General features: G+C 71.0%; 23 protein-coding genes and 1 pseudogene. 8 read left to right on the top strand and 16 right to left on the bottom strand.

Annotated features, from left to right (window positions below; all coding sequences use genetic code 11):
• Positions 1-25 precede the first annotated feature (25 nt).
• The 3 genes and pseudogenes from Val02_RS30460 to Val02_RS47685 all read right to left on the bottom strand — a co-directional run.
• Positions 26-214, bottom strand: a pseudogene (locus tag Val02_RS30460) (IS110 family transposase); the annotation flags it as partial.
• Positions 215-279: 65 nt separating this feature from the next.
• Entirely contained in the window at positions 280-624 is a 345-nt protein-coding gene (locus Val02_RS47690) for a hypothetical protein (RefSeq protein WP_239153449.1), read from the bottom strand.
• 270 nt (positions 625-894) lie between these two features.
• Positions 895-1,329, bottom strand: coding sequence for a hypothetical protein (locus Val02_RS47685; protein ID WP_239153448.1), 435 nt, complete (start codon positions 1,327-1,329; stop codon positions 895-897).
• Between the two features lie 203 nt (positions 1,330-1,532).
• Here Val02_RS47685 and Val02_RS30450 point away from each other — a divergent pair, with 203 nt between their 5' ends.
• A complete protein-coding gene (locus Val02_RS30450; RefSeq protein WP_203902689.1) occupies positions 1,533-1,925 on the top strand; it encodes an ester cyclase in 393 nt (130 codons plus the stop codon).
• 9 nt (positions 1,926-1,934) lie between these two features.
• Here the strand turns inward: Val02_RS30450 and Val02_RS30445 are convergent, their stop codons facing one another.
• From Val02_RS30445 to Val02_RS30405, 9 genes are all read right to left on the bottom strand, one after another.
• A complete protein-coding gene (locus Val02_RS30445; protein ID WP_203902688.1) occupies positions 1,935-3,017 on the bottom strand; it encodes a VWA domain-containing protein in 1,083 nt (360 codons plus the stop codon).
• Entirely contained in the window at positions 3,017-3,982 is a 966-nt protein-coding gene (locus Val02_RS30440) for a VWA domain-containing protein (protein ID WP_203902687.1), read from the bottom strand. Before Val02_RS30440 ends, Val02_RS30445 begins: the two co-directional genes overlap by 1 nt.
• The gene (locus Val02_RS30435) at positions 3,979-4,869 is read right to left on the bottom strand and encodes a DUF58 domain-containing protein (RefSeq protein WP_203902686.1); all 891 of its coding nucleotides are present in this window, start codon (positions 4,867-4,869) and stop codon (positions 3,979-3,981) included. Before Val02_RS30435 ends, Val02_RS30440 begins: the two co-directional genes overlap by 4 nt.
• A gap of 209 nt (positions 4,870-5,078) precedes the next feature.
• Positions 5,079-6,074 carry an AAA family ATPase gene (locus Val02_RS30430; protein WP_203902685.1) on the bottom strand — a complete coding sequence of 332 codons (996 nt, stop codon included), beginning with the start codon at positions 6,072-6,074 and terminating at the stop codon, positions 5,079-5,081.
• Between the two features lie 12 nt (positions 6,075-6,086).
• A complete protein-coding gene (locus Val02_RS30425) occupies positions 6,087-6,896 on the bottom strand; it encodes a S1C family serine protease (RefSeq protein ID WP_203902684.1) in 810 nt (269 codons plus the stop codon).
• Between the two features lie 68 nt (positions 6,897-6,964).
• Positions 6,965-7,534, bottom strand: coding sequence for a sigma-70 family RNA polymerase sigma factor (locus Val02_RS30420; RefSeq protein ID WP_203902683.1), 570 nt, complete (start codon positions 7,532-7,534; stop codon positions 6,965-6,967).
• An 8-nt stretch (positions 7,535-7,542) separates the two neighbouring features.
• The gene (locus Val02_RS30415) at positions 7,543-8,277 is read right to left on the bottom strand and encodes a YcnI family copper-binding membrane protein (protein ID WP_203902682.1); all 735 of its coding nucleotides are present in this window, start codon (positions 8,275-8,277) and stop codon (positions 7,543-7,545) included.
• 70 nt (positions 8,278-8,347) lie between these two features.
• A complete protein-coding gene (locus Val02_RS30410; RefSeq protein ID WP_203902681.1) occupies positions 8,348-9,742 on the bottom strand; it encodes a PepSY-associated TM helix domain-containing protein in 1,395 nt (464 codons plus the stop codon).
• A gap of 81 nt (positions 9,743-9,823) precedes the next feature.
• Positions 9,824-11,086 carry an alpha/beta fold hydrolase gene (locus Val02_RS30405; RefSeq protein ID WP_203902680.1) on the bottom strand — a complete coding sequence of 421 codons (1,263 nt, stop codon included), beginning with the start codon at positions 11,084-11,086 and terminating at the stop codon, positions 9,824-9,826.
• Positions 11,087-11,126: 40 nt separating this feature from the next.
• On the opposite strand from Val02_RS30405, the gene Val02_RS30400 reads away from it, so the two are divergent.
• The 6 genes from Val02_RS30400 (at position 11,127) to Val02_RS30375 (ending at position 16,545) form a co-directional block, all read left to right on the top strand.
• The gene (locus tag Val02_RS30400) at positions 11,127-12,323 is read left to right on the top strand and encodes an MFS transporter (RefSeq protein WP_203902679.1); all 1,197 of its coding nucleotides are present in this window, start codon (positions 11,127-11,129) and stop codon (positions 12,321-12,323) included.
• Positions 12,324-12,339: 16 nt separating this feature from the next.
• Entirely contained in the window at positions 12,340-12,792 is a 453-nt protein-coding gene (locus tag Val02_RS30395) for an RrF2 family transcriptional regulator (RefSeq protein ID WP_308440031.1), read from the top strand.
• Between the two features lie 67 nt (positions 12,793-12,859).
• Positions 12,860-13,882, top strand: a complete 1,023-nt coding sequence (locus Val02_RS30390; RefSeq protein ID WP_203902677.1) for a sulfate ABC transporter substrate-binding protein — start codon at positions 12,860-12,862, stop codon at positions 13,880-13,882.
• Entirely contained in the window at positions 13,879-14,730 is an 852-nt protein-coding gene (gene cysT / locus Val02_RS30385) for a sulfate ABC transporter permease subunit CysT (RefSeq protein WP_203902676.1), read from the top strand. Before Val02_RS30390 ends, cysT begins: the two co-directional genes overlap by 4 nt.
• Complete coding sequence (locus Val02_RS30380; protein ID WP_239153446.1) at positions 14,723-15,526, top strand: sulfate ABC transporter permease; 804 nt, start codon at positions 14,723-14,725, stop codon at positions 15,524-15,526. The genes cysT and Val02_RS30380 overlap by 8 nt, the downstream gene beginning before the upstream one ends.
• Positions 15,523-16,545, top strand: coding sequence for a sulfate/molybdate ABC transporter ATP-binding protein (locus tag Val02_RS30375; RefSeq protein WP_203902675.1), 1,023 nt, complete (start codon positions 15,523-15,525; stop codon positions 16,543-16,545). The genes Val02_RS30380 and Val02_RS30375 overlap by 4 nt, the downstream gene beginning before the upstream one ends.
• Before the next feature lie 45 nt (positions 16,546-16,590).
• On the opposite strand, the gene Val02_RS30370 is transcribed toward Val02_RS30375, so the two are convergent.
• Positions 16,591-16,953: a VOC family protein gene (locus tag Val02_RS30370; protein WP_203902674.1), complete on the bottom strand. Its 363-nt coding sequence runs from the start codon at positions 16,951-16,953 to the stop codon at positions 16,591-16,593.
• Positions 16,954-17,041: 88 nt separating this feature from the next.
• Here Val02_RS30370 and Val02_RS30365 point away from each other — a divergent pair, with 88 nt between their 5' ends.
• Positions 17,042-17,524, top strand: a complete 483-nt coding sequence (locus Val02_RS30365) for a MarR family winged helix-turn-helix transcriptional regulator (protein WP_203902673.1) — start codon at positions 17,042-17,044, stop codon at positions 17,522-17,524.
• A gap of 19 nt (positions 17,525-17,543) precedes the next feature.
• On the opposite strand, the gene mctP is transcribed toward Val02_RS30365, so the two are convergent.
• The 3 genes from mctP to dhaM form a co-directional block, all read right to left on the bottom strand.
• Positions 17,544-19,193, bottom strand: coding sequence for a monocarboxylate uptake permease MctP (gene mctP, locus Val02_RS30360; protein WP_203902672.1), 1,650 nt, complete (start codon positions 19,191-19,193; stop codon positions 17,544-17,546).
• Complete coding sequence (locus tag Val02_RS30355; RefSeq protein WP_203902671.1) at positions 19,183-19,422, bottom strand: DUF3311 domain-containing protein; 240 nt, start codon at positions 19,420-19,422, stop codon at positions 19,183-19,185. Before Val02_RS30355 ends, mctP begins: the two co-directional genes overlap by 11 nt.
• Before the next feature lie 122 nt (positions 19,423-19,544).
• Entirely contained in the window at positions 19,545-19,928 is a 384-nt protein-coding gene (dhaM, locus tag Val02_RS30350; RefSeq protein WP_203902670.1) for a dihydroxyacetone kinase phosphoryl donor subunit DhaM, read from the bottom strand.
• Positions 19,929-19,938 lie beyond the last annotated feature (10 nt).

Here is a 19,938-nt window from a genome sequence, read left to right as displayed (position 1 = left end):
CGCCAGGTGCCGGCTGCTGGTAGGGCGCGGGCTGGTCGACGACGACCAGCCCTGTGCCGTGCCGGCCGAGCTTGTCGAACAGCGTCCGCAGCTTGGCTTCCGTGTTCGGCAACGCCGCGTCGTGCAGCCGCTTACCGTCCTGGGCCGGCCCGACGGCGTGATAACCGTCCTTGCCGACCGCCAAGCCCAGCAAAGCCCCGAACCCGCCGTGCACCCGTCTCTCCTCGCAGCGTCGTTGTTCTCGCCTCGGCCGCCGGTCCGGCGCCCGGTCGGTTCACTTCACTCGAAGGCGACCACGGGATTGCCGTGGATGTTGCCGTCTCCGCAGGGCCAGGGCACGGTGTCCAGTGCGGCGAGTCCGGTGTCGCGGAAGACGAGCAACTCATCACCCAACGCGAAGAGCAGCCGGCCGCCGTCGAGCAGCAGAACCCTGCTCATCGCGACGGACCGGTCATCCCGGCCGAAGAGTTCCCGGACCCGCAGGTCCGTGTCGACGGCCAGCAACTTACCGTCGCGCCAGAAAACAGCGTTGCCGTCGCCGTCCAACGCCGGATACGTGGTGTCGTGGCCGCTCAGACGCGGTCCGGCACGCAGCGATCCGGCACTGTCGAAGACTCGGAACATCGGCGCCGACCGTCTGGGATCGCCGAATTCCGGGCCGCGGATCGTCCCGTACCGGTCCACGAGCATCATGCCGTGACTCGACCAGTCTTGTACCGCTCGGCCGGCACGGTCGTACAGGGTGCTGGAAAACTCGCCGTAGCCATGGCTGCCCACCAGGAAACGGCCGGGCGCGGGGACCGCTTTCGAGCCACCGGGGCCGCATCGGTCGTGCCCGCCAGCCGGTGTCCGCCCGCATCTCGACCACTCCGGGGAACGAAACCTCGTCGAGCCTCAACGGCGTCGACCAGACGGTACGGCCCGTCCTGTCGTATCGGGCCAGACGGGCGGCGCGACCGGGGGGAGCCGGATAGCCGTGGTGCGCCGGCAACCACGTTGCACAGAACCCGTCGGCAGCACCACGAACGCATCAAGATGCTCATCCGCCGCCTGCTGCGGAGTGACCGAACTCAACGTCGAACCGTCCGCCCCCACCTGCGACAGACCGTATCCGGCCGACTCGCGACGAGCGATCCAGATGCCGCCGTCCACGCCGGCGCGCGGCGGAAGGGGACGTCCGGCGAATTCACTCCGCCAGATCGTCGTCCCCGCGAGGTCCACGGCGGCCAGCACAGTGCTTCGCGCGCCGCGGCCGTCGAAACCGGTCACGAAGACCGGACCCGCCGGATCCGCCGCCGCCAGGCCCCGGACCTGACCGGGCAGCTTCACACTGCCAGGCTCACCCACAGCGCACTCCTCCCACCGCAGAGGCGGCCACGCCGCAACGTCTACCACCGGCGCCCGTAGTCTGCCCCGTCACAGCACGCCGCCACTTCTGCACCGATCGGTACCGAAGTGCTAGGGTCGATTTCTGCACCGATCGGTGCAGAAGTCTGCGGCCGCGCGACACCGCGGCACGAGGAGGCGATCCCATGACGGACAACGGCCTGCGCGACTGGTACCTGCGCTACGGGGCGGCGCTCAACGCCCACGAGTTCGACCGGATGGACGAGTTCATCAACGACCGGGTGCTGCTCAACGGCGAGCCCGGCACCCGGGACGACGTCGTCACCGTCCTGAAGGGAATCGCCGACGCCGTCCCGGACATCCACTGGGAGTTCCAGGAACTGCTGTTCGACCGCGACCGGATCGCCGTTCGTGCCGTCAACACGGGCACCCCGGCGAAGGAGTGGCTCGGCGTGCCGCCGTCCGGCGCCTCGTTCGAGATCGTCGAGTACGCGATCTACGAGGTGCGCGACGGCCGGTTCGCACAGATGACCAACCTCCACGACTCCGCCGAGATGCGGCGGCAGCTGACCGCCTGACCCGACGTTCTACGGGGTCGGTGCCGCGCGTGCCACCGACGGGACCGTGGTGCGGTTCCACCACTGGGCCAGGCCGACCGCGCCGGCCACCAGCAGCGCGCCCACGAGCGCGAACCACACCGTCAGTTCCACGTCCTGCCGCTGGAACGTCATCGCCTTCGGCAGGTCGAGCAGCACCTCACCGAGTTCCTCGGCGTCCTCGGCCTTGAAGTACTCGCCGCCGGTCGAGTCGGCGACGGTCGTCAGGGTCTGCTCGTCGAGCTGGCGGAAGTTGCGCCCGGCGCCCGGCCCGCCGCCGCCGAAGCGGGGCCGGTCGCCGGCCGTGGCGTCGCCGCCGAGCTGGTCGGCGGTGCAGACCGACGCGGCCGGGTTGGTGGTGCCGAAGCCGATCGTGTACACGCGCAGTTTGCGGGCCGCCGCCTGCTGGGCCGCCGCCACCGGGTCGACGCCCTGCGTGTTGCGCCCGTCGGTCAGGACGACGATGGTGTCGGGCTCGAACTCGCCGTCCGGCGTCGCGGCGGGCAGCGAGACGCCGGTGGGCGGGACCGCGGGGTTGACCTCGGCGATGGCGTCCACCGAAGCGAGGATCGCCATGCCGATGGCCGTCCCGCGGGACGTCTTCAGCCCGTCGATCGCGGCGAGGAGTTCCCGCTTGTCACTGGTCGGTTCGACGAGGAGGCCGGCGATCCCGGCGAACGCCACCAGCCCGATGCGCGCCTCGTCGTCCTGCGCCTTGATGAACGTGCGCGCCGCCTCCTGCGCCGCGGTGATCCGGTTGGGCTGCACGTCGGTGGAGCACATCGACTGGGACACGTCGATCGCGAGCAGGATCGAGGCGGCGTTCTTCGGCACCCGCATCGACGCCTGCGGCCGGGCGGCGCCCGTTCCCAGAGCGATCAAACCGATCGCGAACAGCCAGATCGGGATCCGGCGCCGCCACGACGAACGCCCCGGCAGTGCCGCCCGGATCAGGGTGAGGCTGGACAGCCGCACCGCCTCGCGACGGCGCCGGCGGCGGGTCCACCAGCGGAAGGCGAGCAGCGCGGGAAAGGCGAGCAGCGCGACGAGGGCCCACGGCCAGGAGAACGACATCAGACGATCCGTCCGAACCAGTTGATCATCAGCAGGCCCCCGATCGTGAGCAGCACCAGGGCGGCGACCACGAGCACACCGGTCAGTTCGAGCGGCTGCTCCTCGGTCGTGATCCGCAGATCCAGCGAGCGGTAGGCGTTGTCGAGGGCCTCGGCGTCCTCGGCGCGGTGGTATTTGCCCGAGGTGGTCTCCGCCACCTCGGTCAGCAGTTCCTCGTCGAGGGAGGTCGCGAGCTGGAAGCCGTCGACCTCGATCGTCGCCCCCTCGACCGTCCCCACCCCGATGGTTTCTATGTGAACGCCCGCGGCGGCGGCCAGCTCGGCGGCGGCCACGGCGTCCGGCCCCGTCGTGTCCTCCCCGTCGGAGAGCAGCACGATCGTCGCGTCCCCGCGGTAGCCCAGGTCCGGCACCGGCTCGTTGGAGCCCTCGGCGGGAAGCACCACCGGCTTGCCGACCACCGCTCCCAGCGCGGCGAGGATCGCGTTGCCGAGCGAGGTGCCGCCGCCGGTGGCGAGCCGGTCGATCGCGGCCAGGGCCGCCTGGTGGTCCGCACTGGGCTGCCGGGTGGTCAGCGCCCCCGCGCCCCCGAACGCCACCAGCCCGATGTCCACTGTGGACGGCTGAGCCTCCACAAAGGACTTCGCCGCGTTCTTCGCCGCCTCCAGCCGCGACGGCGACACGTCCTTCGCGGTCATGCTGTTGGACACGTCGAACGCCAGCACCACGGTCCCCGACAGGTGCGGCACGTCGACGGTCGCCTGCGGCCGCGCCAGCCCGAACATCAGCAGCACCAACGCGCTCAGGAACAGCGCCGGCGGAACGTGCCGCCGCCGACCGCCCTGCGCGCGCAGGCCCGCCTTCTGCAGAGCCGCGACCCGTTGCCGATGCAGCCACCGGTAGGCGAGAAACAGCCCCACGCCGCCGAGCAGCGCCACCGCGACCATGAACGGGTACTGGACGCTCACAGCCGCCTCCGCTTCGACCGGCGCACCATCTCCACCAGCGCCCGCGCCAGATCCTCGTCGGTGCCGAGCCGGTGGTAGGTGACCCCGGCGCGCTTCATCGAGGCGGTGACGGCGTCCTCGCGCGCGGCGACCTCGGCCCGCAGCCGTTGCCGGAACAGCGGATCGCTGGTGTCGGCGAGCAGCTGCTCACCCGTCTCCGCGTCCTCGATGAGGATGAGACCGAGGTCGGGCAGCTCCAGTTCGACCGGGTCGACGACGCGGATCGCCACCACCTCGTGCCGGTGCGCCAGCCGGGTCAGCGCGCGTTCCCACTCGACGTCGGCGATGAAGTCCGACACGACGAAGACGAGACTGCGCCGGCGAACGGTGTTGGCCGCCAGCCGCAGCATCGCGTCCAGGTCGGTGACGCGGCCGTCGCGCGGGCCGCCGGAACGCTGCTTCGTCAGTTCGTTCGTCAGGTGCAGCACGTGCCTGCGGCCGGTGCGCGCCGGGATCACCCGCTGGAAGCCGTTGTCGTAGCAGACCGCCCCGACCCGGTTGCCGCCCTGCGTGAACAGCCGCGCCAGGCACACGGCGAGGTCGGTGAGCACCACGTCCTTGTCGTGCCCGTCGGGACCGAAGCGCATCGAGGCGGAACGGTCCAGCACGAGCCAGGCGGTCAGGTCCCGATCCTCGGTGTACTGGCGCACGTAGGGCTCGTCGAGCCGGGCCGTGACGTTCCAGTCGATGTGCCGCACGTCGTCCTCGGGCGTGTACAGGCGCAGGTCGGCGAAGTCGATGCCGGTGCCCCGGAACACGGTCCGGTAGGAGCCCAGCAACTGCCCGTCGAGCCGCCGCACGACCTGCCACTCCAGGCGCCGCAACAGGCGATCGGGCGTCGCGCTCACAGTGCTTCCCGCGCAAGCGTCGGGCCGGCGCCCGAGGCACCGTCTTCCCTCGTCGCTACGCTCCTCAGTCCAGACGGCACCGCGCCGCCCCGCCCCGCCCCGCGCTCACAGTGCTTCCCGCGCAAGCATCGGGCCGGCGCCCGAGGCACCGTCTTCCCTCGTCGCTACGCTCCTCAGTCCAGACGGCACCGCGCCGCCCCGCCCCGCGCTCATTTTCTGAGCACCCCGCGCGGCGGCGCGTCCGGGACCGGTAGCGCGTCCATCACCCGGGTCAGCACGGCGTCCGGCGTGACGTCGTCGGAGAGCGCCTCGTAGGTGAGCACGAGCCGGTGCCGCAGGATGTCGTGCGCCAGTTCGGTGACGTCGCGGGGCACCACGTAGTCGCGGCCGCGCACGTAGGCGAGGGCTCGCGCGGCCAGGATCAGGTTGATCGAGGCGCGCGGGCTCGCCCCGAACTCCACGTACCGGGCCAGGTCGCCGAGCCCCACCTGGGCCGGTTCGCGGGTGGCGTTGGCCAGCCGGACGGCGTACTCGATCAGCGCCGGGTCGACGTAGACCTGCTCGACCTGCGTCTGCATCTCGACGAGGCGTTCCGGCGTGAGGATCGCCTGCGGCTGCGGTGTCGGCGAGATGGCCCGCTCGACGATGACGAACTCCTCCGTCGCGCTCGGGTAGCCCACGAGCACCTTCATCATGAAGCGGTCGACCTGCGCCTCGGGCAGCGGATAGGTGCCCTCGGACTCGATCGGGTTCTGCGTCGCCATCACCAGGAACGGCTTCGGCACCGGGTGCGTCTCGCGGCCGATGGTGACCTGCTGCTCCTGCATGACCTCCAGCAGTGCGCTCTGCACCTTGGCCGGCGCCCGGTTGATCTCGTCGGCGAGCAGCAGGTTGGTGAAGACCGGCCCGAGCGACACCTCGAACTCGCCGCTGCGCTGATGGAACACGCGCGTCCCGACGATGTCGGCCGGCACCAGGTCCGGCGTGAACTGGATCCGGTTGAACCGCCCGCCGATCGCGGCCGCCAGGGCCTTCACCGCGAGGGTCTTGGCCAGCCCGGGCACGCCCTCGACGAGGATGTGCCCCCGGGACAGCAGCGCCACGAGGAGGCGTTCGAGCAGGGCGTCCTGCCCGACGATGGTCTTCTTGACCTCGTACAGCACCTGCTCGACCGGATCCGTGCCGGGTCCGCCGTTGTTCTCCAAGGCTCTCTGTCCTTACTGTTCCGGGCCGCGGCCGCCGGGTCCTTCTCCCCCGGCGCCCAGAGCCGATCCGATGGGAACGGCGAATCCGATGCCGATGAAGGTGCCGGCCCCCGTCGGATTGGCCAGCGCCACCACGATCCCGATCGTCTCGCCACGCATGTTGACCAGCGGCCCGCCGGAGTTGCCCGGATTGACGGCCGCGTCGAACTGGATCAGCCCGGACAGCCGCGACCCGTCGGTCCCACCGGCGGCGCGGTCGAGCCCGGAGACGACGCCGGACGTGGCGCTGCCGGTCAGCCCGAACGGGTTGCCGATAGCCACCACCTCGTGACCGATCGCGAGCCGGCCGGAGTTGCCCAGCTTCGCCGGCACCAGCACCCCGGGGAGGGCGTCGACGGTGAGGAGCGCGATGTCGATGGAGGCGTCCTCGGCGGCCACGGTCGCCAGCGCCTGCGTCCCGTCCGCGAACGTCACCCGGATCGCCCCGTCGCCCACCACCACGTGGCGGGCGGTCAGGATCACGCCCTCCGCGCTGGCGATCACACCGGTGCCGGTGGAACGCACCTCGCTACCGCCGGGCGCCGTCGCCTCGATGGTCACCACGGACGGCTTGAGCGCCTGGTAGACCTCGGCGGCGCTGAGCGCGGTGGCGGACGGGGAGGGCGAGGCGGTCGGCACCGGTGCGGCGGAGTCCGCGGAGCCGGACCCCCATCGGAAGGCCAGGAAGGCGGTGGCGGCCAGTAACAGCACCGCGACCGCGCCGAACCCGAGGCGCCGCCGCGTCGGCGACGGCGTCCGCCCAGCAGGCTCGGGCTCGGTCATGGGGCAAACATAACCATGCGTTCCTGTGAGCGCGATATGAGAGACGAGTGCCGTTCCTGAGCGAACTTTCAGGCGCTGGCGAAATCCTTTCCGTCGCCGGGTACGTATGTGTCGTTCAGGAGCAGCACGAGTCGGCTGCGCGCACGCGCCACGCGCGAGCGGATGGTGCCGACCGGGCATCCGCACACCTGCGCGGCGTCCTCATAGGACAGTCCCACGAGCTGGGTGGCCACGAACGCCTCCCGCTGGTCGGCCGGCAGCGCGTCCAGCAACCGCCGGAGCACGATCTGTTCGTCGATGCGGCCGCCGTCGACGGACTGCCGGCGTTCGGCCGCGGCGAGCCAGTCCTGTCCCTCGGCCACGCGCGGCCGGCGGCGCACCGCACGGACGTGGTCGGCGGCGACCCGCCGGGCGATGGAGTACAGCCACGTGCGCGCCGAGGAACGCCCGGCGAACGCGGGCAGGCCGCGGAACGCCCGCAGGTAGGTCTCCTGGGCGAGGTCCTCCGCGTCCCGGTTGCCCACCAGGTGCGCCAGGAAGCGGGTCACCTCGACCTGGGTGGCGCGCACGAAGGCGGCCGCGGCGACCCGGTCACCGGCCGCTGCCGCGTACGCCCAGCCGGTGACCGCGTCGTCCATGTCGTTCCCTACGCCGCGGGCGGCGCGGCGGCGGCCTTGCGATAGGCCAGCAGCGCCACGACGAGACCCGCGACGGCGATCAGCAGGCCGCCGACGGCGAAGCTGAGCGTGAGCCCGTCGCGACCCGCTTCCTCGGTCTGGCTGGAGGCCGAGGAGGTGGTCGGGGCGTCGGTGGAGCCCGCGCCGCCGGGTGCGTCCGGCGCGGCGTTCGCCTTGGTCAGCTTGAGCACGGGCGCCGGGTGCTCCGGCTCGGTGGCGCCGCCCGGTTCCTCGATCCAGCGGACCACGTCGCCGTCGGAGTAGGTCTGCAGCGCCTTGAACACCAGCTGGTCCGCCTCGGGCAGCGGCCCCAGCGACACGTCGAACTCCTGGAACTGCCCCGGCTGGATGACGGCGTCCGGCGCGGCCGTCCAGGTGATCTTCGAGACGGCCTCGGTGATCTCGCCGTCGGCCGTCTTGACCGGCGTGGCGAGCTTGGTCTTCTCGGTGGCGACCGTCCAGCCGCCGACCGGTTTCGTGGAGACCGAGACGACGGGCTTGTCGGTCGGCAGCACCACCTCGAGCTTGGCGGTGCCGGCGTTGGCCTTCTCGTTCGGGACGCGGAACGTGATCTTCGCGTAGCCGCCCTGGACGGCGCTGGCGGAGCTGACCGTCACGTGTGCGGAGGCGACACCGGGCGCGATCATCACGCCGGCCACGGCAGCGGTGAGAACGGCCGCGGCCGCGCGGAAGAATACTCGCATAATGGCAATTGTCCTCGAATGAGACTGCGGGGTTCGACCAGTAGTCGTTCCGGGCCGCCGTTTGGTTCCGTCAGACCTTGGCCTCTTCCGACGGGCTGTCCAGGGGGACCGGGGAAGCGGGCGCGATCGCCGCCACGCGCCGCCCCTGGAGCGCACCGATCACCAGATCCGTCAGGAGAAACCCGACCAGCGAGAGCCCGAACAGCGGCAGCGCGTACCCGAGCGCCACGACCAGCGGCACACCGACCACGATCGCCCAGGTGGGCAGCTGCCGCCAGGCCGCCCGCGCCGGTGCCGTCCCGAACGGCGCCGAACGGCCGGCCCGCGTCGGGCGCCGCTGCCACCACATCCGGTAGCCCCAGAAGATGACGGTCAGCAGGCCGAGGGCGAGCGCGCCCAGCACGAGCTGGTTCGGCAGTCCGAACAGGATGCCCATGTGCGCGTAGATGCCGAGCTTGGTGAGCTTGGCCAGCAGCGGCCAGTCGGCGAAGTCCACCCGGTCGGTGACCGTCTTCCCGTCCGGGGCGACCGCGACGACGTCGAAGCCGAACGGCGCGCTGTCCTGGCCCACGGTCCACGCCGTGCCGGGTTCCGCCGGCGGGGTCACGATGACGGTGCCGTCCAGACCGGCGGCCCGGGCGGTCGCCACCACCGGATCGAGCAGCGTCAGGTCGGCCGGCCGCGCCGCGCCGGCCGAGCCGTGGTGCCCACCGCCGCCGCTGTCCGGGGCGGCCGCGGTCGACACGGCCGGGGCGCTGCCGTTCAGCGCGTCCTGCACCGCGCCGAAGTTCTCGCCGGCGTAGTTGGACCAGGTCAGGCCGGTCGCCGAGATGATGAACAGGCCGAGCGCGAGCCACAGGCCGAGCGACGCGTGCCAGCCGCGGGAACGCCGCACGCCCTTGCGCGCCTTCAGGTCCGGCACGAGCGCCGCGCGCAGCCGGCCGCGCTGGCGGCGCAGCCACAGCACGACGCCGCCCAGCGCCACGATCCACAGCCAGCTGGCCGCCAGTTCGGAGTAGAGGTTGCCGACGGGTCCCAGGTGCAGGTCGCGGTGCAGGACGTCGAGCCAGGTGTTCAGCGGTGTGGCGCCGTAGTAGGTGACGAGGCTGCCCTTGACCCGCGCGGTGTACGGGTCGACGTAGACGGTGTCGTTGTTCTCGCCGAGGGACTCCACGGCGAAGACGACCCGGGTGTTGAGGTCGTCGCCCGCGGGGAGGATCACCTCGCTGACGGTTCCCTCCGGGTGGGCGGCCACGGCGGCGGCGACCTGCTCGGCCAGCGGCTTGCGCGGGCCGTGGCCGTCGGTGCGGAGTTCGTCGGCGTAGACGGCCCGGTCGAGCTGCGGCGTCGTCACGAACAGCAGCCCGGTGACCGCGGCCACCACCAGGAACGGCGCCACGAGCACGCCGGCGTAGAAGTGCAGCCGCAACAGCAGGGGACCCACGGAACGGGTGGGTGCGGACATCGCGGCTCCTCGGACGACGGCGGGCGTTGCGACATTGGTCGCCCGCCGTGCCCGAGAAGTTCCGACGAGTTCGAGAAGCGCCTACCGCAATCCGGAAGCCATCTCCATGAGATGGGACAGCACCTGGTCGCCGGCCGTGCGCAGCCCGTCGTGCTCGTGCTCGTTCGTCACCCAGGCGCGCACGTTGCCGACGGCGGCGGCGGTCTCCAGGGAGAGCCCCGCGTCGACGTACATGTCGTCGGCGTAGACGGCGGCGAGCACCGGCACGTCGTTGGCGGCGAGGCGTTCGGGGTCGAGCAGGGCGCTCCAGTCGTCGACCTCGGCGAGGATGTCGGCCGCCCCGGCGAACGGCTTCAGCGCGGCGATCTCGCGGAACATGAACGGGAACATCATCTCGCCGGTGAACAGCAGCGGCGTGGCGTCCTCCCCGAACGCCGGATAGGTGCCGATCGCCCGCGCGGCGGCCCAGCGCGTGGCCGGCAGGCCCGGCGCCCCGTAGCAGTACTCCTGCAGGGCGAACAGCGGCTGGTCCACGAACCCGGTCAGCCGCATCACCTCGTACAGAAAGGTGTCCGACAACGAATCCCCGTGCCACGCCTCGTCCAGCAGCCAGTGCGTCTGCGCGTACCCGTAGCTCATCCCGAACGCGCTGCCCAACACCCGCAACCGCGGCACGGTCAACCGGTCGCCGTCCGGCAGCCGCACGTCCTCGTCCCGCAGGTGGTCGGCGATCCGCCGCACCGCCGCCACGTCGTCGGGGAACGCCCGGTAGTACTCGGCGTTCTTCGCCGCGACCCGGGGATAGGTGCGCGCGTACACGTCGTCCGCGCTCGCCGTGAGCCCCGGCAGGCCACCGGTGATGTAACAGGTGCGCAGCCCCTGCGGCGCGAACGACAGGTACGTCATCGTGATGAATCCGCCGTAGCTCTGCCCGAGGGTGTCCCAGGGCCGGCCGGCGTTGAGTCGTTCGCGCAGGATCTCGGCGTCGGCGACGATGCTGTCGGCGCGGAACAACCGCAGGTAGGCGGCCAGGTCGCGGGGGTCCCGGCCGCGGACCGTGCGGGCCGTGACCGGGGTGCTGCGCCCGGTGCCGCGCTGGTCCAGCAGCAGCACGCGGTGCGTCCGCGTCGCGCGGGCCAGCCAGCTGTCGGCGCGCAGCGGCCGGCCCGCCTTGCCGCCCGGCCCGCCCTGCAGGAACAGCAGCCACGGCAGGTCCTCGCCGACCCGGTCGGCGGCCACCACCTCGCGGGCGAAGATCTCGATGGTGCCCGCGTCCGGCGACCGGTGGTCCAGCGGGACCTCGACGGTGTGGTCGGTGAAGCGAAGCCCCGGATGCGCGATCATCCGCCAACAGTAGGCACCGGGAGATCGCTACGGTTCGGGGGTGGCGACCGACGGACTGACCCTGCGCCAACTCGGCCCCGGCGTGTACCTGCCGGCCGCGATCTTCTCGACCGGCATGGGCGCGGTCGCCCCGGTGATCGTCCTGTCCGCCATCGACCTCGGCGCCTCCGCCGCCACCGCCGCGGTCGTCGCGGGACTGCTCGGCCTCGGCCAGATCGCCGGGGCCGTGCCGTCCGGTGTGCTCATCTCGCGCATCGGCGAGCGCCGCACGATGATCGGCGCGTCCGCCCTCATGCTGCCCGCGCTGGTCGCCTGCATGGTCGCCGGTGACCTGCGGATCTTCGGCGCGGCGGTGGTGGCGCTCGGCGTGGCGGGCGCCGCGTGGGGGGTGGCGCGGCACGCCTACCTGACCGAGGCGGTGCGGCCGGACCTGCGGGCGCGGGCGATGTCGACGCTGGGCGGGGTGTCGCGGATCGGCGTCTTCGTCGGGCCGTTCCTCGGCGCCGGGGCCATGCACTTCCTGGGCCTGCCCGGCGCGTACCTGGTCGCCCTGGTCGGGATCGGCGGCGCCGCCGCGCTGATGGCGTTCCTCCCCCAGGCGCCCGAGGACACTCCCGCTACGCCGGGCGTTGCGCACCCGAGCCTGCTGAGCATCATCCGGTCGAACATCCGGACGCTCGGCACGCTGGGTCTCGGAATCCTGTTGGTCGGCGCCCTGCGTGCCTCGCGGCAGACGATCATGCCGCTGTGGGGCGCCGGCCTGGGCCTGTCGCCCGCCACGATCGGCCTGCTCTACGGGCTGTCCGGGGCGGTGGACATGCTGCTGTTCTACCCGGCCGGCAGGCTGATGGACCGGCGTGGTCGGCGCTTCGCGGCCGTTCCGGCGATGTCGTTGCTCGGGGCGGCGCACGCGCTGGTGCCGTTGGCCGGCGGCGTGCTGGGGCTGGCGGCGGTGGGCCTGCTGATGGGGATCGGCAACGGGCTGAGCGCCGGCCTGGTGATGACGCTGGGCGCGGACGTCTCCCCGCCGGTGGGACGCGCGCAGTTCCTCGGCGTGTGGCGGGTCTTCAACGACGTGGGCAACGGCGGCGGGCCGCTGCTGATCGGCGCCGTCGCGGCGGGTGCGTCGCTCGGGGCCGCCGCGGTCACCATGGCCGCCGCCGGCCTGCTCGCGGCGTTCGTGCTCGGAAGATGGGCGTCCCCGGCCAACCTTGCCGCCCAACCCGATCGAACATAGTATCCCTACCTAGTAAGTGTGTTATCTGGCCCGGGGCGATCGGGGGCACGACGCTGTGCACATTTCCGCGCGTACCGACTATGCGGTGCGGGCGATGCTCGTCATCGCCGAGGCACACCCGCGCTTCGTGCGGGCGGCGGAGATCGCCACGGCCCAACAGATACCGGCGGGCTTCCTCACGTCGATCCTGGTCGACCTGCGCCGGGGCGGGCTCGTGCTCAGCTACCGCGGCAACGACGGCGGCTACGGACTGGCCCGCGCCGCGGAGGCGATCAGCCTCGGCGAGATCCTGCGCGTCATGGACGGCGAACTGACCACCGTGCGCGGCCGCCCGACCGTGGCCGCCACGTACGGCGGCACCGCGCAGGGGCTGCGCGAGGTGTGGATCTCGCTCGACGAGGCGGTCTCCGGGGTGGTCGACGGCGTGCGCCTCGCGGATCTGGTCGCGGTCGGCCGAACGGGTGGTTGACGCACCCAACCGATCGACTCTACGTTCTAGCTATATCCGATCGATTCAGTATGGATGTGAGACGTAGATGAACCGAGCCAGAGCATCGGTCGCGTTAGCGTTGGTCGCCGGCCTGGCACTCACGGCCTGCGGCGGCGGCAGCGCGTCCGGCAGCGGCGACGCCGGCGAGATCTCGATCGTCGGCTTCGCGGTCCCCGAGCAGGCCAACAAGGCGATCGCCGCGGAGTGGAACAAGACCTCCGACGGCAAGGGCGTGAAGTTCAAGACCTCCTACGGCGCCTCCGGCGACCAGAGCCGCGCGGTGCAGAACGGCCTCAAGGCCGACTACGTGCACTTCTCGGTCAGCAGCGACGTGACCCGCCTGGTCGACGCCGGACTCGTCGACGCGGGCTGGAACGCCGGCCCCACCAAGGGCATCGTCTCCACCTCGGTCGTGGTCCTCGCGGTGCGCAAGGGCAACCCGAAGAACATCCAGGGCTGGGACGACCTGATCAAGCCCGGCATCGGGATCGTCACGCCCAACCCGGCCTCCTCCGGGGCGGCCCGCTGGAACGCTCTCGCGGCGTGGGGTCACATCGCGGCCAACGGCGGCACCGACGAGCAGGCCGCCGAGTACGTGAAGAAGCTCTTCGCGAACGTCGTCTCGCTGCCCAACAGCGGCCGCGACGCCACCACGAGCTTCATCGGCGGCACCGGCGACGTGCTCCTCGCCTACGAGAACGAGGCCATCCTCGCCACGCAGAGCGGCGAGAAGCTGGACTGGGTCTACCCGGACACCACGATCAAGATCGAGAACCCGGGCGCCATCCTCAAGAACTCCCACCCGAAGGCCCAGAAGTGGCTCGACTTCGTGCTCGGCCCCAAGGGCCAGCGGCAGTTCGCGCTCAAGGGCTTCCGGCCGGTGATCGAGGGCGTAGACACCAAGGGCGTCGAGGGCGCGCTGGACAAGAACAACCCGTTCCCGACACCGAAGAAGCTGCTCACCGTCGAGAAGGACTTCGGCAGCTGGTCGGCCCTGTCGAAGAAGTTCTTCGACGAGAAGAACGGCATCATCGTCAAGATCATCGCTGAGTCCGGGAAAGCCAAGTGACGACCGCGACCATCGCCCCGGGACCTGCGGCGCCTCCCGCGCGCCGCAAGGCCCGGGGCGGCCGCCGTCTGAACCGCGCCTCCGGGCTGGGCCTCGGCGTCGCCATGCTCTGGTTCAGCCTGCTCGTCCTCATCCCGCTCATCGCCGTCATCGTCACCGCCGGCGAGGGCGGCTGGGGCGCGTTCTGGGACTCGGTCACCAACGCCCAGACCGCCGCCTCGATCCGCCTCACCGTCGGCACCGCGCTCCTGGTCACCGTCGTCAACGTCTTCATGGGAACGCTCATCGCCTGGGTCCTGGTGCGCGACCGCTTCTGGGGCCAGCGGGTGATCGAGGTGCTCATCGACGTGCCGTTCGCGCTCCCCACGATCGTGGCCGGCCTGGTCCTGCTCTCCCTCTACGGGCGCGACAGCCCGCTCGGCATCGACATCGCGAACACCCGCCCGGCCGTCTTCCTGGCGTTCCTGTTCGTGACGCTGCCGTTCGTCGTGCGCACCGTGCAGCCCGTCCTCGCGGAGCTGGACCGGGAGGTCGAGGAGGCCGCCGCGTCGCTGGGCGCCAGCCGCTTCACGACGTTCCGCCGGATCATCCTGCCCAGCCTGACCCCGGCGATCGCCGCGGGGGCCGCGCTCTCCTTCGCCCGGGGGGTCAGCGAGTACGGCTCGCTCGTCCTGCTCTCCGGCAACCTGCCCATGCGCACCGAGGTCACCTCGGTGCGCATCCTCAGCAGCATCGAGAACGACAACCTGGAGAGCGCCGCCGCGACCGCCGCGATCCTGCTCGTGATCTCGTTCATCGTCATCGTCACCGTCGACGCCCTTCAGCGCTGGGTGGTGCGCCGTGGGTAAGCCTCTGAAGTGGACCTTCCGCGTCGTCGTCGTGGTCTACATGTTCCTGCTGGTGGCGTGGCCGGTCTTCCTGGTCGCCAAGAACGCCTTCGCCGACGGCTTCGCGGACATCAGCGCCATCCTCACCGATCCGGACACCGCGCACGCGCTGCGCCTCACGGTGATCGTCGGCGTCCAGGCCGTCATCATCAACACGATCTTCGGCGTCGGCATCTCGCTGCTGCTCGTGCGCTACGACTTCCCCGGCAAGCGGCTGCTGTCCGCCCTGCTCGACATGCCGCTGTCGGTGTCGCCGATCGTCGTCGGGCTGGCGCTGGTGCTGGTCTACAACGGGCGCACCGGCTGGTTCGGGCCGGCCCTGGAGAGCGTCGGCTACCAGGTCATCTTCGCGACGCCGGGCATGGTGATGGCGACGGTGTTCGTCGCGCTGCCGCTCGTGATCCGCGAGGTGGTGCCGGTGCTCGAGGAGGTCGGCGACGAGCAGGAGCAGGCCGCCCGCAGCCTCGGCGCCGGGCCGGTGCAGACGTTCCGCCGGATCACCCTGCCGGCGATCAAGTGGGGCGTCATCTACGGCGTCGTGCTCAGCCTGGCCCGGTCGCTGGGCGAGTTCGGCGCGGTCAAGGTGGTCTCCGGGAACGTCCTCGGCGAGACCCGCACCGCGACCCTCGTGGTCGAGGAGAAGTACCTGAACTTCGACAAGGGCGGCGCCTATGCCACGGCGTTCCTGCTGGCCCTCATCGCCATCGCCTGCATCGTCGTCGTGTCGATCATCCGGCCGAAGGAACAAGTCAAATGAGCATTGAGATCTCCGGTGTCGGGAAGCGGTTCGGGAGCTTCGTGGCCCTCGACGACGTGTCGTTGAGCATCCCCTCCGGCCGGCTCACCGCCCTGCTCGGCCCCTCCGGCGGCGGCAAGTCCACGCTGCTGCGCATCATCGCCGGCCTGGAGACGGCCGACAGCGGGCGGGTCGAGATCGAGGGCATCGACGCCACCGGACTCCCCCCGCAGAAGCGCAACGTCGGCTTCGTGTTCCAGCACTACGCGGCGTTCAAGCACATGTCGGTGCGGCGCAACGTCGCCTTCGGGCTGGAGATCCGCAAGCGGCCCAAGGACGAGATCAAGGCGCGCGTCGACGAACTCCTCGACCTGGTGCACCTGTCGCAGTTCGGGGACCGGCTGCCGGCGCAGCTCTCCGGCGGGCAGCGGCAGCGCATGGCCCTGGCCCGGGCGCTGGCGGTACGCCCCACGGTGCTCCTGCTCGACGAGCCGTTCGGCGCCCTGGACGCCAAGGTCCGCAAGGAACTGCGCGACTGGCTGCGCCGCCTCCACGACGAGGTGCACGTGACGACCGTGTTCGTCACGCACGACCAGGAGGAGGCGCTGGAGGTGGCCGACGAGATCGTGGTCATCAACGAGGGCCGCATCGAGCAGATCGGCTCGCCGGACGACCTCTACGACAAGCCCGCGAACGACTTCGTCATGCGCTTCCTCGGCCCGGTCACCCAGCTCGGCGACGACCTGGTGCGCCCGCACGACCTCCAGCTGCACACCGACTCCGCCGATCCGGCGTCCGTGCACGGGAGGGTCGCGCGGATCACGCGCATCGGGTTCGAGATCCGGGTGGAGGTCGCCCCGGCCTCCGGCGGGCAACCGGTCGTCGTGACGCTCACCCGCAACGAGTTCCTGGCGCTCGGGCTGGACGTCGACTCGCCGGTGTCGGTGCGGCTGTCGCCGGCGGCGCAGACCGTCGCGGCCGCTCCGGCCGGGTCGGCTTCCGGGGAGGCGAAGTCCACGGCGGCGGCCGGCGCCGCGTGATCGCTCCCGCGGGCCGCGAGCGCTGAAACCGTTGCGGGGCGGGGCTCAGCCGTGCACGGTGACGACGTACCCGTCGGGGTCGCGGAAGCTGAACGTCCGGCCGAACGGCCCGTCGAACGGCGCCGCCGCGATCTCGACGCCGTTCGACGCCAGGCTGTCGTGCAGTGCCTGGGGGTCGTCGGCGCGCAGCCACAGCACCATGCCGGCCCCGGGGGCGGGCATGATCGCGTCGAGGTCCACGCCGGGCAGCGGTTCCCGGACGGCGAACGCGGGCTCGGTGGCGAAGACGACGGCATGCGGCGGGGCGACCGGGGCACGCTCGAGCCCGAGCCGCGTCTCGTAGAACTCCGCGGCCCTCTCGAGGTCGCGCACCTGCAGGGCGATGAAGGACGGGCCAATAACTGCCATGACTGCTCCCGGGTCTGTGTCAGTGTGTTGACACAAACGTACCCGTGTCAGGACGTTGACACAACCCGACGTGTGTCAAACTGCTGACATGAGTCACGCCCCGGTTCCCGGCCCCGTCGACGAGTCGGTCGGATACCTGCTGAAGAAGGCGCACAGCGCTCTGCGCTCCGCGATGGACCACGCGTTGCGGCCGCTCGACCTGACCGTTCCGCAGTACGCCTGCCTGGAGGTTCTGCGGCAGCGGCCCGGGCTGTCCGGTTCCGAGCTGGCGCGGGCCGTCTTCGTGACCCGGCAGTCGATGCACCTCGTGCTCAAGGGCCTCGAACGCCGCGGGCTGCTCACCCGGCCGGCCGTTGCGGCCTACGGCAAGGCGCTGCCGACCGAGCTGACCGCCGCCGGTCGCAAGCAACTGGCGGCGGCCAACCGCGCGGTCGGCGCCGTGGAGCGCAAGATGCTGGCCGCGCTGACCCCGACCGCCGAACGCCGCCTGGCGAGAGACCTAACCGCGTGCGCGGCGGCCCTCGGCGACGTCCCGTCGGAGGACGAGGCCGAGGACCGGGTCGAACGGTGATCAAACGACGGGTCGGTGATCAGACAACGGGTACCGGTTCGACCGGCGACTCGACCTTCTTCTCGACCCGCGGGTCGTCCTCGTCGGCCGTGTAGTCGTCGGCCGTCGTCTCGTCCACCCCGTGCGGCACCTTCGCCGCGTTGAGGATGACCGTCCCGATGACCGTCACCAGCACATTGACCAGGACCGCAACCAGGCCCACGTAGACCGTGCGCTTGGTGTCGAACCCGAACTCCGACAGCGGGAACGCCGAACCGCCGAAGTGCGCGCGCTTCGTGGCGGCGTTCGGGATCTGGTACAGCATCCACATGCCGAGGCCCATGCCCGCGGCCCAGCCCGCCATCAGCGCACCCCGGTGGAACCAGCGGGTCACCAGGCCGAGCGCGACCGAGGGAAGGGTCTGCAGGATGATGACGCCGCCGATGAGCTGCAGGTCGATGGAGAACTGCGGGTCGAGGAAGATGATGACCGCCACCGCGCCGATCTTCACCAGCAGCGACGTCACCTTCGACACCTGCGCCTCCTGCGCCGGGGTCGCGTCCCGCTTGAAGTACTCCTTGTAGATGTTGCGGGTGAACAGGTTCGCCGCCGCGATGGACATGATCGCCGCGGGGACGAGCGCGCCGATGCCCACGGCGGCGAACGCGATCCCGGCGAACCACGACGGGAACTGCTGGTCGAACAGCACCGGCACGACCGTGTTCGTGTCGACCGTCCCGGCCTTGGCGCCGGGGAGCGGCTTCACCCCGGCGGCGATGGCCATGTAGCCCAGCAGCGCGATCAGGCCCAGCAGCAGGCTGTAGGCCGGCAGCGCCGACATGTTCCGCTTGATCACGTTGCGGTTCTTGCTGGCCAGGACGCCGGTGATGCTGTGCGGGTACAGGAACAGGGCGAGGGCCGAGCCGAGCGCCAGGGAGAAGTACTGGAGCTGGTTGTTCATGTTGAGCGTGATGCCGTCGTTCGGCGCCGGCGAGGCCTGGAACTTCTTGTCGGCGGCGTCGAAGACCGCGTCCCAGCCGCCGAGTTTCGACGGGATGTACAGGACGGCGACCAGGATCACGATGTAGATCAGCGTGTCCTTGACGAACGCGATCAGCGCCGGCGCCCGCAGTCCCGACTGGTACGTGTACGCGGCGAGGATCGCGAACGCGATGATGATCGGGGCGTGCCGGGCGAGGGTGCTCTCCCCGGTGAGCCCCATCGTCTTCAGCACGGCTTCGATGCCGACGAGCTGGAGGGCGATGTACGGCAGGGTGGCGACGATGCCGGTGACCGCGATGATCAGCGCCAGGGTCGGGGAGCCGAACCGGCCCCGCACGAAGTCGGCCGGAGTGACGTAGCCGTGCCGGTGCGACACGGACCAGAGCCGGATCAGGACCAGGAACACGATCGGATACATGATGACCGTGTAGGGCACCGCGAAGAACCCGGCCGCGCCCGCACCGAACAACAGGGCAGGGACGGCGACGAATGTGTAAGCGGTGTACAGGTCACCACCGACCAGGAACCAGGTGATCCAGGAACCGAAATTCCGGCCGCCCAGACCCCACTCGTCCAGATGCTGCAGGTCGGTCGGACGCCGCCATCGCGCGGCCACGAAACCCATCGCCGAGACGCCGACGAAGAGGGTCGTGAAGATGACGATCTCCGTCATATGGTCACGCCACATCGCGGTTCCCCTTCGGAGCGCTGGTCATCCGGTACACCAGCACCGTCGTGGCGACGCTGAGCAGGATGAACGACAGTTGCAGCCAGTAGAAGAAGGGAAAGCCGAAGAGTCGGGGCTCCTTCGAGTTGTAGAGGAACATGAGCAGCGGCACCACGGCCGGCACGATCAGCAACCAGTTCCACGGGCTCCGGTCGCTGCGGCGGGGCGAGATATCGTTCGTTGTTTCCATCGACGGTATTGGAGACACAGGAATCTCGCTGCGTCTATCGATCACGCCCGCATTTGACGGAATCCCTAGCGACCCGGTCCCTTTCTTCGGGTTAAACTGCTGACCCGGCAAACGACGCGTCACTACAGCTTGCGCACCTCACGGGCCTCCTCGGCGGCCAGGTGCACCTCGTTCAGGGACAGGCCCACGCCGGCGGCGACGGCGGCCGCCACGGCACCCTCCACGAACGGCGCGTCGGCCAGCACCACCCGCGAGGCCGACTCGAACTCCTCCAGCAGCGCCAGCGCGCTGAACACCGAGCTGCCGATGTCCGGGATCAGCAGCACCCCGTCGCCGGTGTCCGCCTCGGCGATGGCGGCGGCGATGCGTTCGGTGCTGGTGCCGAGCCGCCCGTCGTCGGTGCCGCCGGCCGGTATCACCTTCGCCCCGGCCGCGATGTGTCCGACCAGCTCCGCCGTGCTCTCGGCGACGACCCGGCTGTGCGAGATGAGGACGATGCCTACCATGGGTATACCG

The sequence above is a fragment of the Virgisporangium aliadipatigenens genome (assembly GCF_016863615.1).
Lineage (GTDB): Bacteria > Actinomycetota > Actinomycetes > Mycobacteriales > Micromonosporaceae > Virgisporangium > Virgisporangium aliadipatigenens.
Note: the sequence above shows the minus strand (reverse complement) of the source record. Positions and strands in the feature narration are given on the sequence as shown.